The following is a 14,322-nucleotide window of genomic DNA, read 5'->3' as shown; positions in this document are numbered from 1 at the left end:
AGGCATCAATGACCGCATTGCTTGATATCAACCAGCTGCTGGATGAACTGGAAGCCGGCCTGCGCCGGATTCTGGCAGAGCGTGGCGTCGACAACCCGGCGCTGATCGGCATCCGTACCGGCGGCGTGTGGCTGGCGGATGTGATGAGCAAGCGCCTGGGCCTGGCCGAGCCCTACGGCGAGCTGGATATTTCCTTCTACCGGGACGATTTCAGTCGCATTGGCCTGAACCCCAGGGTAGCGCCTTCCAGCCTGCCTTTCGATACCGAAGGCCGCGACATCATCCTGATTGATGACGTGATCATGAGTGGTCGAACCATACGGGCAGCCATGAACGAGATCTTCGATTACGGCCGTCCGGCAAGTATCATACTGGCCACACTGATTGACCTGGGCGCCCGGGAATTGCCGGTACAGCCGGATGTCACCGGCAAGGCACTTGCGCTGGACGCCCATCAGCGAGTAAAACTGCGCGGCCCTGATCCGCTGCGCATTGAATTCCAGGAAACCGGGCAGTAATACTCCCCACCAGACAACAGGCGAGCCATGACCGCGAACGACCCCTCCCCGAACCACTTGCAGCTGACCCGGGACGGTCAGTTGCGGCATTTCCTCACCCTGGATGGCCTGGGCTGCGAGCTGCTTACAGACATCCTCGACACCGCCGACTCGTTCATCGAAGTAGGCGAGCGGCGAATCAAGAAAGTGCCCCTGCTGCGGGGCCGCACGGTGGTTAACCTGTTCTTCGAATCCAGTACCCGCACCCGCAGCACCTTCGAGCTGGCGGCCAAGCGGTTGTCCGCCGACGTGCTGAACCTGGATATCAATACCTCCGCCACCTCCAAGGGCGAGTCCCTGTCTGACACCCTGCTCAACCTGGAAGCCATGGCCAGCGACATGTTTGTGGTGCGCCATTCCCAGAGCGGCGCGCCGCACTTTATTGCCGAAAGCGTGACCCCGGGCGTGGCCATCATCAACGCCGGCGACGGCCGCCATGCCCATCCGACCCAGGCCATGCTCGACATGCTGACCATTCGCCAGCACAAGGGCAGCTTCGAAGGCCTGAAAGTGGCCATCGTTGGCGATGTGCTGCACTCCCGGGTGGCCCGTTCCCAGATCCGTGCCCTGAACGTACTGGGCGCCGGGGAAGTGCGGGTGATTGCACCGGGCACCCTGCTGCCCAGAGACGTGGAAGACCTGGGCTGCACCGTGGAATACGACATGGCCCGGGGCATGCAAGACCTGGACGTGGTGATCATGCTGCGGCTGCAAAAAGAACGTATGGAAGGGGCGCTGCTGCCCAGCGAGCGGGAGTTCTACCGGCTGTACGGACTGAACCAGGACAAGCTTGCACTGGCAAAGCCGGACTGCATTGTGATGCACCCGGGGCCCATCAACCGGGGCGTCGAGATTGAATCAGCGGTGGCCGACGGCCCGCAATCGGTCATCCTCAACCAGGTGACCAACGGTATCGCCATCCGCATGGCGGTGATGTCCATGGCCATGGGCGGCCAGGTGGCCGAACGACAGCAGAAACACAGTGATCATGAGGGAGCCCGGGCATGAGCCACCAGCAGAATGACAGTCTGAAAATTACCGGTGGCACCCTGTTCGACGGTTCCGGCACCGAAACTGACAACCCCGGCCTGCTGGTTCGCAATGGCAGGATCGAGGCCCTCGGCAGCGCTGCGGTAAGTGCCAGCGCGGACCGGGAGTTTGATGCCAGTGGCTGCGTAATCGCGCCGGGCTTTATTGATCTGTGCTGCAACCTGCGGGAGCCGGGCAATGGCCAGAAGGGCAACATCGCCTCGGAAACCCGGGCCGCGGCCCATGGTGGCTTCACCACCGTATGTGCCTCGCCGGAAACCTCGCCGGTTAACGACTCCAGTGCGGTAACCCACCTGATCCGCGAAGGCGCAGACTCCCGCGGCTCGGTCCGGGTACTGCCGGTGGGCGCCATCACCCGGGGCCTGGACGGTGAAATGCTGAGTGACATGGCGGGCCTGAAGAATGCCGGTTGTGTGGCGGCGGGCAATGGTTCCCGGGGAGTGCGCAATGCCCGGATCCTGCGCCGTTGTATGGCCTATGCCCAGACCTTCGGCCTGACCGTGATGTTCAGCCCGGAAAACCAGGCCCTGGCGGCTGACGGTTATTCCCACGATGGCCAGGTGGCTACCCGCTTGGGTCTGCTGGGTATTCCGGAAGTGGCGGAAACCGCGGCGGTGATGGAAATGCTGCTGCTGGCGGAAGAAACCGGTGTGAAACTGCACCTGAGCCAGCTGTCCTCGGGCCGGAGTGTGCAAATGCTGGCGGATGCCCGCAAGCGCGGGATTCAGGTCACGGCCGACGTGGCCATGCACCAGCTGTGTTTCACTGAAGAGGCCCTGGCCGGTTTTGACAGCCGTTTCCACGTGCGCCCGCCATTGCGCTCCGAAGCCGACCGGCAGGCGCTGGTAGCCGGTGTACGGGATGGCGTGATCGATGCCATTGTCAGCCAGCACCAGCCCCACGACAGCGCTGCCAAGCAGGCACCGCTGCCGGCTACCGAGCCGGGACTGTCCAGCATTGAAAGCGTGCTGTCGCTGGGCCTGGAACTGGTCGCTCGGGGCGAGCTGGAGCGCGCCCGGCTGCTGAACGCACTGACCGCCGGCCCGGCCTCGGTGCTGGGTCGAAACGCGCGGCTGGCGGAAGGTGAGGCGGCAGACCTGTGCGTGTTCGCGCCGGAGCAGTCCTGGCAGCCGTCAGTGCAAACCCTGGTCTCCGCCGGCCGGCACGCGCCGGTACTGGACCGCGAATTGCCTGGCCGGGTCCGGCTCACGCTGGTGGCCGGAAGAACGGCCTGGGCCGACCCGGCCTGACCCGCCTGTCCTGAAAGTGCGGCAGAGGTTGTCCGGCCTCTGTCGACACTGTCACAGAATCCTTCCTGTTGCTGAAAAACCCTTGATAACAGGCACCCGAGCCAACGTATCCTATGGGGTGACCCCTTATGGTTGTCCCAGGACACGAGCTGCGGCTGCCTGACTGCAGCGCGCGCCAGAGAATAATAATCAGGAGTGAACCCGTGAAGTTATCCAGTCTTTCCCGCCGGGTGGTGGCGGCTGCTGCCCTGAGCGCCAGCCTTGTTGTTCCCGCCCTTGCCCATGCCCAGTCCGAGATTATCGAACGCAGTTTCTGTGTGTTTGACCCGGTGGGTGCCAATGGCCCCCTGTTTGCCATTACCAAGGAGTTTCAGCCGGTTGCCCTGCAACAGGGCATCAAGCTTGACCTGCGCGCCTACACCGATGAAAAGGTAGCGGCCGAGGATTTCAAGGCCGGCCAGTGCGATGCCGTGCTGCTCACCGGCACCCGCGCCCGGGAGTTCAACAAGTTCACCGGCAGCCTTGAAGCTATGGGTGCCGTGCCGGGCGAAGAGGAAATGCGCCTGCTGTACAACACCCTGAGCCAGCCCAAGGCGCGCCCCTTCCTGGTGGATGGTCCCTACGAAGTGGCTGGCGTGTTCCCCGGTGGTGCCATTTACCTGCACACCCGTGACCGCAACGTCGATTCAGTAGAGAAGCTGCAGGGCAAGCGAATCGCCACCCTGGACTATGACTCCGCGTCTGTGCGCATGGTGCGCCACGTAGGTGCTTCCGTGGTGGGCTCGAACTCCGCCAACTTTGCCGGCAAATTCAATAACGGCAGCGTCGACCTGGCCTATGCCCCGGCCGTGGCTTACCAGCCCCTGGAACTGTACAAGGGCGTGGGTGAAAAGGGCGGCGTGTTCAAGTATGCGCTGGCGTATATGAACTTCCAGGTGATCATCCACCGGGACCGGTTCCCGGATGAAGCGGGCCAGATGGTGCGGGACCAGGCCATCAAGCGGCTGGATGAAGCCTACGCGATCATCGCCGAAGCCGAGTCCGGTATTCCGGATAACGTATGGATGCACCCGCCGGCAAAAGACGTAGCCGAGTACGACAAGATGCTGCGCCAGGTTCGCTTATCGCTGCTGGAAGACGGAGTGTATGACGAGCGTGCGATCAAGTTGATGAAGGCGATCCGGTGCCGGGTAGACGGTGCCCGTTCGGAATGTGCGTCCTGATCAGCCAGGGCAGGGAAGGTAACAGGCCCGCATAGCTGCGGGCCTTGCCGGTCAGCGGATGGCGTCTTTCAGGGCCTTGCCGGCCTTGAAGCCAACGGTCTTGCTGGCCGGAATTTCAATGCTGGCTCCGGTCTGCGGGTTGCGGCCGGTGCGGGCTTCCCGCTTGCGGACATTGAAAGTGCCGAAGCCGATCAGGGTAACGTCATCACCCTTGGCTGTGGCGGCGGAAATCTGGCTGGTAAAGGCGCTGATAACGTCGCTGGCTTTTTCGCGGGTAAGGCCGGTCTGGTCGGCAATCGCGGCAGCTAGTTCAGGTTTACGCATCGAAAACTCCTGTTCTTGGTTCTGTTTGTTGTTTTTTGCTCCAGACCGCCGACCGTGCCGGCGGTTGAAGCAATCTATAGTGGCTTCGGGGCCAATGTGCAAACCCCGGCGTGTAACGATATGTTCGAAAAAATAAAAAAGGACACGAATGTTATGAAAGACTTCCGGACCTCCCTGGCCTGTGGCAAACGCCTGCGCGGCTTTGCTGCAGCGGTTGCGGCCAGCGTCGCCCTGAGTGGCTGTGGCGTGGTGAACCACATGATCTACAAGACCACCGGCGATGTAATGCAGGGGTTTTCCCGGAACCATACCGTGCCCTACCTGATGGAATCTGAAGACCTGGCCATGGGCTGTGCCATGAGCGAGGCCACGGCGCCGCTGCTGATGTCGTTCGGCCGGGTTACCAGCGAGCCGGACCAGCTGGCGGTGATGCTGTATCTGTCGTCCGGCAGCTGCGCCGAAGAGCAGGCCATGGAGCATGAGCTGGCAGGCCTTGCAGCCATGCACGGCATGGATGGAACGGCCGCTGAAGATGCCTTTATCCGCCAGAAGCGCGCCCATACCCTCGCGGCCAAGCGCTATCACCGAGCCTGGCAGCACCACAACGCCTACTATGGAAACCCGGAAGAAACCGAGTGCCCGGATTTTGACGATGACATGGACGAATTCATCTACATGGCCGGCTTGCTGTCCGGACTGCAGGCCCTGAATGCCCAGATCCAGGCTACTTCTTCAATCGGCGTGCCCTTTAACACCGGCTCTGTGGTGGGGCGGGCTACCCAGTGCCTGGATAACAAGAAGTGGTGGGGTGCCCCCATGGGCCTGAGGGCAACTGTCTGGGCCATGATTCCCGGGACCAGGCCCGAGGGTGAAGTTCCGCTGGAGCGACTGGCCATTGCCAGCGAACAGGGCAAGCAGGCCGGCGTGCGCCTTGGCCACGTGTTCCAGGCCATTGCCGCGGGCAACAAGGGTGACGAAGCCCTGGTGAAGGCGGTTATCCGTGACCACGCCGAGTCCCTGAAAAACGACGATGCCAACGAAGAGTGGCGCTTTGTCGATGCCATGGCCACCAACATGCTGGTGGCTATGTCTGACCGGCTCTGGGTAGAAAATACCGGCCATCGTACCCCGATGGGGCAGTTCGGCAGCTTCTGGGATGACCAGCAGGCGCCGACCGAAACCATGGATCTGGATGATCTGTTGTAACCCCCAATTCCCGGAGTAGGTAGTTATGGCCCCGAGTGGTTTTCGTCGTACCGGGCTGGAATGGTTTTCCTCCTTGCCGGCTTGCCTGTTGCTGCTGGCAGTGGTGCTGTTCTCCACCAGCAGTGATATTCACAACCAGATGCTCCGGGGCGGGGAGCAGCTCTGGAGCGGCTACTACAAGCTCCGGATGGATCCGGCCAAGCCGGAGTGTGATGCCAACCGGGATATCGAGGCCGCGGTGGCCGAGGAAATGGCCAGGGAAGCCCCGGCGGATGATCCCATGGCCGCCCTGCTGGGCACCGTAGAAAAAGACCCGGCCGATGTGCGCCTGGCGATTGAGCGTTCGGTAGCGGATTGCCGCTCGGCCCACGCCAGCTATGAGTCCTTGCAGGGCCAGCTGACTGCCGGGGTAAAGGCCTACCGCGCCGTTGAGCTGTTCGTGGCCGACCTGATTGCCTTCGGGCTCAGTGCCCAGCGCTACATACTGGTGATCCTGGTGATGCTCTGTGCCGTCACCGCAACCCTGACCCGCCACCATATTGCCATGCGGGCCATGGAAACCCGCCTTGACTACACCGTCTCCCTGACCCTGCAAACCATCGCCAATGCCATGTTGCTGGGTTCCAGCCTGATTTTCCGGCAATCCACCCTGGCCAGCAGTACCGCAGTGTCGGGCGAGGAGTTGTTGCTGCACAACTTCTGGATCATCGGCTTTGGCTGTCTCACCCTGGCCAGCCTGTACCGTCTGTTCCGGGTGCCGGATGGCCTGTCCGCCGGCGGCAGCCTGGGCCAGGCCTTCCTGTCGGTACCGCTCTACACAGTGATGTGCCTGATTTCCGGCACTTATTTCGCGATGATTGGCCACTCCTCGGGCATCGGTATTTACCTGGGCAAGATGATGGAGCTGGCCGACATGTTCCTGAACGTGGGGTTGTACGTTTGGGTGGGCATGATGCTCAAGCAGACCCGGCTGGCGACACTGGTGTTCAACGTGTTCCGGCCCTGGCGCATGCCGCCGGAGCTGCTGGCCGTCGTTGCCGTGCTGGTGGCAGCAGTGCCCACGGCCTATACCGGCGCCTCGGGCATTTTCGTGATCGCCGCCGGTGCGGTGATCTACAGCGAACTGCGGGCGGCTGGTGCCCGGCGCCACCTGGCGCTGGCGGCCACGGCGATGTCCGGCTCCCTGGGTGTGGTGCTGCGCCCCTGCCTGCTGGTGGTGGTGATTGCCTACCTGAACCGGGAAGTGACCACCGACGAACTCTTCGGCTGGGGCATCTGGGTGTTTGTGCTGACGGCGACCATGTTCAGCCTGGTGGCGGTTACGGTGAACCGCCAGAGCCAGTTCAACCTGGCCCCGGTGACCGATGCCATGCCGGCCTCGGTGCTGGCCTTGCGGCCGCTGGTACCCTATGTGCTGGTGATCATTGCCGTGGTGCTGTTCTATCGCCTGGCGCTGGATGTGAAGATGGATGAATTCTCCGCACCGCGCCTGCTGCCGGTGATCATGCTGGCCATCCTGGTGTACGAGCACTTCAGTCGCAAACGCCGGCAGGACGATACGGCCGGCGACACGGATTACCAGGGCCTGGAAACCAGCATTCGGGGAGCCACCAACGACACCACCGCCGAGATCGGTGCCCTGCTGTTGTTGCTGGGGCTGTCCGTGAGTATTGGCGGGGTTATCGAACGCTCCCATATCATGGAAGCCTTCCCGCAGGCGTTCGACAGTGCCTGGTCTGCGATGTTGCTGATGGTGGTGATCCTGGTGATTCTGGGCATGATCATGGATGCCTTCGGTGCCGTGATCCTGGTGACGGCTACGGTGGCAACCATTGCCTATTCCAGTGGTATTCATCCGGTGCACTTCTGGATGGTGACCCTGGTGGCGTTCGAGCTGGGTTACCTGAGCCCGCCGGTGGCCCTGAACCACCTGCTCACCCGGCAGGTGGTGGGCGAAGCGGAAGTGCTGGCGGCGCAGCAGGAAGGCGGTACTTTCTACCAGCGCCATGAGCGCATCATCATGCCGCTGATTGCCATGGGTATCTCGCTGGTACTGGTGGCGTTTGTGCCGCTGCTGTTCTACGCAAACTGAGCATGGAGGCCGCTTCCGGCGGCCTCGCTCAAAAGCCACCGATACAAAAAAAAGCGCCGTGCTTTCGCAGGGCGCTTTTTTTTCAGGCCGGTGACACTCAGGCGAGTTTCGGGCCGGCTTCGACGATGGTGTCTGCCACGTCGAACTTCTTGAAGTTCTCTACGAACTGGCCAATCAGCTCCTGGGCCTTGCCGTCGTAGTACTCCGGGCTGGTCCAGGTATTGCGCGGGTTCAGCAGTTCGGTCTCGACACCCGGGATGTGCCTGGGCACGTCCAGGTTCAGGTCGTCCAGGTGCTCGGTTTCCACGTCGTCCAGGTCGCCGTTCTGGATGGCAGCGATGATGGCACGGGTGGTCGGGATGCTGAAGCGCTTGCCTTCACCGTAAGGACCGCCGGTCCAGCCGGTGTTGACCAGGAATACCTTGCTGCCGAACTCGTCAATACGCTTCATCAGCAGCTCGGCGTAAACGCCGGCCGGGCGCGGGAAGAAGGGTGCGCCGAAGCAGGTAGAGAAGGTGGACTTGAGCTTGGAGGAAGAGCCCATTTCGGTGGAGCCCACCAGCGCGGTGTAACCACTCAGGAAGTGGTACGCAGCGGCTTCGCGGCTCAGTACCGATACCGGAGGCAGAACGCCGGTCATGTCGCAGGTCAGGAAGATGATGTGCGACGGCTCACCGGCACGGTTCTCGATCACGCGCTTCTCGACGTGCTCCAGCGGGTAGGCACAGCGGGAGTTTTCGGTCAGGGAGACGTCGGTGTAATCCGGCTCGCGGGTTTCCGGGTCGATCATCACGTTCTCGACGATGGCGCCGAAACGGATGGCGTCCCAGATGATCGGCTCGTTCTTCTGGCTCAGGTCGATGCACTTGGCGTAGCAACCGCCTTCGATGTTGAAGACAGTGCCGGGGCCCCAGCCGTGCTCGTCATCACCGATCAGGTAGCGGTGCGGATCGGCAGACAGGGTGGTCTTGCCGGTGCCGGACAGGCCGAAGAACAGGCAGGTTTCGCCGGTTTCGCTCACGTTGGCGGAGCAGTGCATCGGCAGTACGTCTTTCTCCGGCAGCAGGAAGTTCTGCACAGAGAACATGGCTTTCTTCATCTCACCGGCGTAGTGCATACCGGCCAGCAGGACCTTGCGCTTGGCAAAGTTGAGGATAACGCAGCCGTTGGAGTTGGTGCCGTCACGCTCGGGCACGCACTCGAAGTTGGCGGCGTTGAGGATCTGCCATTCCTGCTTGTCGGCCGGGTTGTAGGCGTCCGGGCGGATGAACAGGTTACGGCCGAACAGGTTCTGCCAGGCGGTTTCGGTGGTCATTTTCACCGGCAGGTAGTGCTCGGGGTCAGAGCCAACGTGTACGTGAGAGACAAACTGGTCTTTTTCAGCGATGTAGGCTTCAACACGGTCCCACAGGGCGTCGAACTTGTCGGCGTCGAACGGGCGGTTGATCGGGCCCCAGTGGATGTCGTCTGAGGTGCTGGGCTCCTCAACGATAAAACGGTCCATGGGAGACCGGCCGGTGCGCTCGCCGGTGGTAACCACCAGGGAACCGTTTGCCGCAAGCTGGCCTTCCTGCCGTGCCAGTGCTACTTCAACCAGTCTTGCTGTACTCAGATCACTATAAGTGTTGCTCACTTCGACCTCGCCCTCGGGATGTCTTCGTGATTGCCCAGTCCTTGCCCCCGAACACTGGCGGAATTCTGAACAATCGGGTCAATTCAGGCGCGCTATTATGCCAGAGACGCCGATAAAAAACGACTGCCCTGAAAACCGCGCCACTGGCGGCTTTCGGGCAATGTTAAAGAGCAGTCAGTGTAGCGTATGACCGGTGAAAAGGTGATCAATGTCATTTCTATTGAAGCGATAGTTTGCGTGACAGAACTGGCAGTCCATGTCGATGCTGCCCTGTTCGTCCAGAATGCTGTAGCACTCTTCCTTGCCGATCGATTCGAGCGCCGCCAGGGTACGTTCGCGGGAACAACTGCAACGGAATTCCACCGGCTCCGGCTCGTACAGGCGCACGGTTTCCTCGTGGAACAGGCGGTGCAGCAGGGTTTCACTGTCCAGTTTCAGCAGCTCTTCCGCTTCTACGGTACGCGCCAGGTGGTTTACCCGGTTCCACAGGTCATCGTCTTCCTCGGTGTGGCCGGGAAGGCGCTGCAGTAGCAGGCCGGCAGCGGTATCGCCATCGGCAAACAGGAACAGGCTGGTGGCAATCTGCTCGGAGCGCTCGAAGTATTCTTCCAGGCAGCCGGCCAGGTTGTCTGCTTCCCGTGGCACCACGCCCTGGTAGCGCTGGCCCTTTTCCGGGGTAATGGTAATCGCCATCCGGCTCTGGCCCAGCAGCTCGTGCAGGGTCTCGCCGCTCATGGCCTGTTCGTCAAAGCGGGCCAGGCCGCGGATCTTGCGGTCGTGGCTGCATTCGGCCATCAGGGTGCGCAGGGCGCCTTCACCGGCTGCCTGCAGTGACAGGGTGCCCTCGAACTTCAGGGTGCTGCTCATCAGTACGCTGGCTACCAGGGATTCGCCCAGCAGCTGGCGTACGGAATCCGGGTAGGGGGCCTGGTTGATGATTTCACGGAAGCTGTCGCCCAGTTGTACCCAGGCTCCCCGCACCTGGCTGTGCTCGAAGATAAAACGTTGGAACTGATCCTGGGAAGCCATGATGTCTCCTGAAACTGTCTGTTGATTCACTGGTGATGCCTGTAAGGATGTAAGTTGCGGGGCAGTGCCTGAAACCAGGCTGGGCGAGCCGGTTCTAAAGGCCGTTCTGGTCCCGGAAGCGCTGGATATCCCGACGGTCTTTCTTGCTCGGGCGCCGGGCCGGCGGCAGCTGGGCGGCCTGCATGGTCTTTCGCTGCCAGGCCAGGTCTTCGCGTTTTTTTACGCTGTCGTCGGTTTCGTGGTAGAGCTTCTGCGCTTCCGGTGCGCCCCTGCGCCGGTCACTGATGTCGTCCACCACCACAATTTTTTCCTGCCAGCCCAGGCGAAGGGAGACCCTGGCGCCGGTTTCCACAATCTTGCCGGGCTTGGTGCGCTGGCTGTTGTAGTGCACCTTGCCGCCCTCAATGGCTTCCTTTGCCAGCGCGCGGGTTTTGTAGAAGCGCGCGGCCCAGAGCCACTTGTCGAGCCTTACTTTCGGGTCTTCGGTGTTTGTTGCTGCCATATCTCCCCACCTGGCAGGCCAGGTTGTCCTGACCTATGGATAACTGTGCGGATTATAACCGGCCTGTCATTGCGATGGCAGTGGCGGGCGGGCTTGCAGCGTTGGCAGGACCTCGTCGAAGTGACGGATGCCCGGTATTTCCGGGTGCCTGGTCGCCGGGGCCTGGGTGCTGTCCGGTGCCAGGATCGCGAGGCACTGGCCGATACCGGCATCCCGGGCACTTTCCAGTACCGGGAAGCTGTCGTCCACCATCAGGGTGCGCTCCTGGCGGTAGGGAACCCGCCTGGCCAGGTCACTCCAGAACGCCCGGTCTTCCTTGGGTTTGCCCAGTTCATGGCTGGATACGATGGCATCCACGTGGCGGTCCAGTCCGGTGCGGCTGAGTTTCAGTGCCAGGGGATCCGGGTGGCAGTTGGTAACGATCACCGAGTGCAGGCCGGCCTTGCGCAGGGAGGCCAGAAAGTCCGGCACGTGGGGACGGTAGCCGATGCGGTCACTGACCTCCGCTTTCAGCTGGTTGATATCAACCGACAGCCGTTCGCTCCAGTAGTCGGTGCAATACCAGTTCAGGGAACCGCGCTCGGCCATGATCATGGCCAGCAGCTGGTCTTTGGCCTGTTGCGGGTGCAGGTCGTACTGTTCGGCATAGCGCCGGGGCAGGTGTTCGAGCCAGAAGTGCGAGTCGAAGTGCAGATCCAGCAGTGTTCCGTCCATATCCAGGAACACGGTATCGAGGGTTGACCAATCCACCATAAACAAAAACAGCCTGAAGAATTTGCTTCAGGCTGCCTCAGTTTCCGGCCTCTGGCAAGCCGGGATTCTACGGACGAATGCCCGGGATCAGTCTTCGGACTGCTCCACGGTTTCCGCCTTGCGGCCACTGCGGGAGCAGCCCAGGCAGCGTACAAAGGTGGCCTTGGCCGGGCCGACAACCAGTACCTCGCCAGCTTCACCGGCATTACCGCCCAGGGCAGAGAACGGCAGAGACACCAGATACACCGCGCTACCCACGATGGTGGTGGCCAGCAGAACCGGGCGCAGAAGCACGGCGTCGGTAGTCATGGCCAGCGCCGACGGGCTTTCGTCAATCGCCCTGGCATGGCCCAGAGAAGAAAAAGCGAGCAGACAGGCTGCAACCGTGGCCATCAGGGTGCGGGAAATCTTGCGGGTCATCGTTATTCTCTCCTGTTAATACTCTGTTAACTATGAATCATATTTCCCCAATTTCAAACGATTTTTCGATATCCGGTTGGCAACTCTGGCGGTTGGCTAGCGCTGGCAGCGGGGGCAATAGACGGTGCTGCGGTTGTTCATGCGGATCTCTTTCAGGGTGGTGGCACATTCGGGGCAGGGGTTGCCGCCGCGACCGTACACCAGCAGGGACTGCGCAAAATAACCGGGTTTGCCGTCGCTGTTCACGAAGTCGCGCAGGGTGGTGCCTCCCATCAGAATGGCTGCGCTCAGGGTTTCGCGAATGGCTTCAGCCAGTTTGTGGTAACGATCCAGGGAAATACGGCCGGCTTTCCGTTTCGGGTGGATGCCGGCTTTGAACAGGGCTTCATTGGCGTAGATGTTACCCACGCCGACCACAATGTGGTTGTCCATAATGAAAGACTTGATGGGCGTTTGCTTGCCCCGGGACAGCCGGAACAACCAGGGTCCGTTGAATGTATCTGACAGCGGCTCCGGCCCCAGGTCCCGGATCAGCGGGTGTTCGGAGCAGTCATCGGCCCAGAGCCAGCAGCCGAAGCGGCGGGGGTCGTTGAAGCGCAGGGTGCGGCCGTTGCCCAGGGCAATCTCCACGTGGTCGTGGGCGGCGGCGGGGCTGTCGTCGGTAATCACCCGCAGGCTGCCGGACATACCCAGGTGGACAATCACAGTGCCGGCATCCAGGTGCAGGAACAGGTACTTGGCCCGGCGGTCCACTGCCCGGATAACCTGGTTCAGCAGTTTCTCGGGCAGGTCATCCGGTACAGGCCAGCGCAGGCTGGGGTTGCGGATTAATACCCCGGTCACAGTCTGGCCTTCACAATGGGGTGCAATGCCCTGGCGGGTGGTTTCAACTTCCGGTAACTCAGGCACGGGGCCTCCGCGGATAACAGGTTTCTCGGCCGCCAAGTGTAATCAGTAACAAAAATGGCGCCAAACCCGGTTGTTGTTGCGTACAAGTGTACGCTAAAGTGACGAGGTAACTTCCCCTTCGAGTACCAGCGAAAACCTCCGCAGTATCGCCTTGTCGAAGTTGATTGATTTTTGAGGATATTTTATGTGGTTTAACGGTCTCCTGGACCTCTCCGCGTGGCAGCTGATCGCTGTTACCCTGGTGATGACGCACATCACCATCGTCAGTGTAACCCTGTATCTGCACCGCCACTCGGCCCACAATGCGCTGGACCTGCATCCGGTGCTCAAGCATTTTTTCCGTTTCTGGCTGTGGCTGACCACTGCCCAGAATACCAAGGAATGGACTGCCATCCATCGCAAGCACCACGCCAAGTGCGAGACCGAGGAAGACCCTCACAGCCCGGTGGTTCTGGGTATTCGCAAGGTTCTGTTTGAAGGTGCGGAGCTCTACGCCCAGTCGGCAACCCCGGAAAACCTGGAACGTTACGGCCAGCGTACCCCGGAAGACTGGATCGAACGCAAGGTCTACACTCCCTATAAAATGGGTGGCATTGCCCTGCTGGCGGTGATCAACCTGCTGCTGTTCGGGGTTAATGGTATCTGGATCTGGGCCGTGCAGATGATGTGGATTCCGCTCTGGGCCGCCGGAGTGGTTAACGGTATCGGCCACTACATGGGTTACCGCAACTTCGAGTGTGCCGACAATGCCCGCAACATCTCCCCCTGGGGTATCCTGATTGGCGGTGAAGAGCTGCATAACAACCACCACACCTATCCGAATTCCGCCAAGTTGTCCCGTCGCTGGTATGAGATCGACATTGGCTGGGGTTACATCCGCCTGTTCCAGCTGTTCGGCCTGGCCAGGCCCAAGGGCTACCGGCCCATTGCCCACTATGTGCCGGGCAAGCAGGAAATGGATGTGGAAACCGTGCAGGCCATCACCAACAGCCGGTTCGATATCATGCGCCAGTATCGCAAGCGGGTGATGGAGCCGGTACTGCGCCAGCAGAAGTCCCTGATGGACGACGAAATCCGCCCCCGCTACCGCAAGCTCAAGCGCTTGCTGTCCCGGGAGGTGTCGCTGATCCATCCCCGAGAGAAAGAAACGCTGGATTCGGTGCTCGAACGCCATGAAATGCTCAAGCTGATCTACGACAAGAGCCACGAACTCCAGGCCCTGTGGCGCCAGCGGGGCCTTAAGCCCCAGGACAAGCTGCAGGCGCTGATGGACTGGTGCAAGGAAGCGGAAACCAGCGGTATCCGTTACCTGGAAGAGTTTGCGGCGCACCTGCGGGCCTATTCACTGCGCCCGGCCTGATTGGCCGCAGATGC

14 protein-coding genes are annotated in these 14,322 nt (G+C 61.3%); 7 read left to right on the top strand and 7 right to left on the bottom strand.

Annotation, left to right across the window (positions count from 1 at the left end; translation table 11 throughout):
- Positions 1–8: 8 nt before the first annotated feature.
- The 4 genes from pyrR to B2589_RS05940 all read left to right on the top strand — a co-directional run bounded on the left by pyrR (position 9) and on the right by B2589_RS05940 (position 4,080).
- The gene (pyrR, locus tag B2589_RS05955; RefSeq protein WP_058342089.1) at positions 9–518 is read left to right on the top strand and encodes a bifunctional pyr operon transcriptional regulator/uracil phosphoribosyltransferase PyrR; all 510 of its coding nucleotides are present in this window, start codon (positions 9–11) and stop codon (positions 516–518) included.
- Positions 519–545: 27 nt separating this feature from the next.
- Entirely contained in the window at positions 546–1,565 is a 1,020-nt protein-coding gene (locus B2589_RS05950; RefSeq protein ID WP_286815939.1) for an aspartate carbamoyltransferase catalytic subunit, read from the top strand.
- Positions 1,562–2,857: a dihydroorotase gene (locus tag B2589_RS05945; protein WP_286815938.1), complete on the top strand. Its 1,296-nt coding sequence runs from the start codon at positions 1,562–1,564 to the stop codon at positions 2,855–2,857. The genes B2589_RS05950 and B2589_RS05945 overlap by 4 nt, the downstream gene beginning before the upstream one ends.
- Positions 2,858–3,060: 203 nt before the next feature.
- Positions 3,061–4,080 carry a putative solute-binding protein gene (locus tag B2589_RS05940; protein WP_022990370.1) on the top strand — a complete coding sequence of 340 codons (1,020 nt, stop codon included), beginning with the start codon at positions 3,061–3,063 and terminating at the stop codon, positions 4,078–4,080.
- A 51-nt stretch (positions 4,081–4,131) separates the two neighbouring features.
- Here the strand turns inward: B2589_RS05940 and B2589_RS05935 are convergent, their stop codons facing one another.
- Positions 4,132–4,404: an HU family DNA-binding protein gene (locus B2589_RS05935; protein WP_058342086.1), complete on the bottom strand. Its 273-nt coding sequence runs from the start codon at positions 4,402–4,404 to the stop codon at positions 4,132–4,134.
- A 153-nt stretch (positions 4,405–4,557) separates the two neighbouring features.
- On the opposite strand from B2589_RS05935, the gene B2589_RS05930 reads away from it, so the two are divergent.
- On the top strand, positions 4,558–5,610 hold the full coding sequence (locus B2589_RS05930; protein ID WP_058342453.1) for a hypothetical protein: 1,053 nt from the start codon (positions 4,558–4,560) through the stop codon (positions 5,608–5,610).
- 25 nt (positions 5,611–5,635) lie between these two features.
- The gene (locus B2589_RS05925) at positions 5,636–7,702 is read left to right on the top strand and encodes a TRAP transporter large permease subunit (protein ID WP_022990387.1); all 2,067 of its coding nucleotides are present in this window, start codon (positions 5,636–5,638) and stop codon (positions 7,700–7,702) included.
- 97 nt (positions 7,703–7,799) lie between these two features.
- On the opposite strand, the gene B2589_RS05920 is transcribed toward B2589_RS05925, so the two are convergent.
- The 6 genes from B2589_RS05920 to mutM form a co-directional block, all read right to left on the bottom strand.
- Entirely contained in the window at positions 7,800–9,335 is a 1,536-nt protein-coding gene (locus B2589_RS05920; RefSeq protein WP_232901836.1) for a phosphoenolpyruvate carboxykinase, read from the bottom strand.
- Between the two features lie 174 nt (positions 9,336–9,509).
- Positions 9,510–10,364 (bottom strand): Hsp33 family molecular chaperone HslO, encoded by an 855-nt coding sequence (gene hslO / locus B2589_RS05915; RefSeq protein ID WP_022990389.1) that lies wholly within the window; start codon positions 10,362–10,364, stop codon positions 9,510–9,512.
- Between the two features lie 94 nt (positions 10,365–10,458).
- A complete protein-coding gene (gene hslR / locus B2589_RS05910) occupies positions 10,459–10,866 on the bottom strand; it encodes a ribosome-associated heat shock protein Hsp15 (RefSeq protein ID WP_199456164.1) in 408 nt (135 codons plus the stop codon).
- A 66-nt stretch (positions 10,867–10,932) separates the two neighbouring features.
- Positions 10,933–11,619, bottom strand: a complete 687-nt coding sequence (gene yrfG, locus B2589_RS05905; RefSeq protein WP_286815936.1) for a GMP/IMP nucleotidase — start codon at positions 11,617–11,619, stop codon at positions 10,933–10,935.
- Positions 11,620–11,706: 87 nt separating this feature from the next.
- Positions 11,707–12,039 carry a hypothetical protein gene (locus B2589_RS05900; RefSeq protein WP_022990392.1) on the bottom strand — a complete coding sequence of 111 codons (333 nt, stop codon included), beginning with the start codon at positions 12,037–12,039 and terminating at the stop codon, positions 11,707–11,709.
- A gap of 96 nt (positions 12,040–12,135) precedes the next feature.
- The gene (gene mutM / locus B2589_RS05895) at positions 12,136–12,948 is read right to left on the bottom strand and encodes a bifunctional DNA-formamidopyrimidine glycosylase/DNA-(apurinic or apyrimidinic site) lyase (RefSeq protein ID WP_094624847.1); all 813 of its coding nucleotides are present in this window, start codon (positions 12,946–12,948) and stop codon (positions 12,136–12,138) included.
- Positions 12,949–13,132: 184 nt separating this feature from the next.
- On the opposite strand from mutM, the gene B2589_RS05890 reads away from it, so the two are divergent.
- Positions 13,133–14,308 carry a DesA family fatty acid desaturase gene (locus B2589_RS05890; protein WP_286815935.1) on the top strand — a complete coding sequence of 392 codons (1,176 nt, stop codon included), beginning with the start codon at positions 13,133–13,135 and terminating at the stop codon, positions 14,306–14,308.
- Positions 14,309–14,322 lie beyond the last annotated feature (14 nt).

The sequence above is a fragment of the Marinobacter sp. UBA3607 genome, from assembly GCF_002375525.1.
Lineage (GTDB): Bacteria > Pseudomonadota > Gammaproteobacteria > Pseudomonadales > Oleiphilaceae > Marinobacter > Marinobacter vinifirmus.
This window is presented reverse-complemented; position numbering and strand designations above follow the sequence as displayed.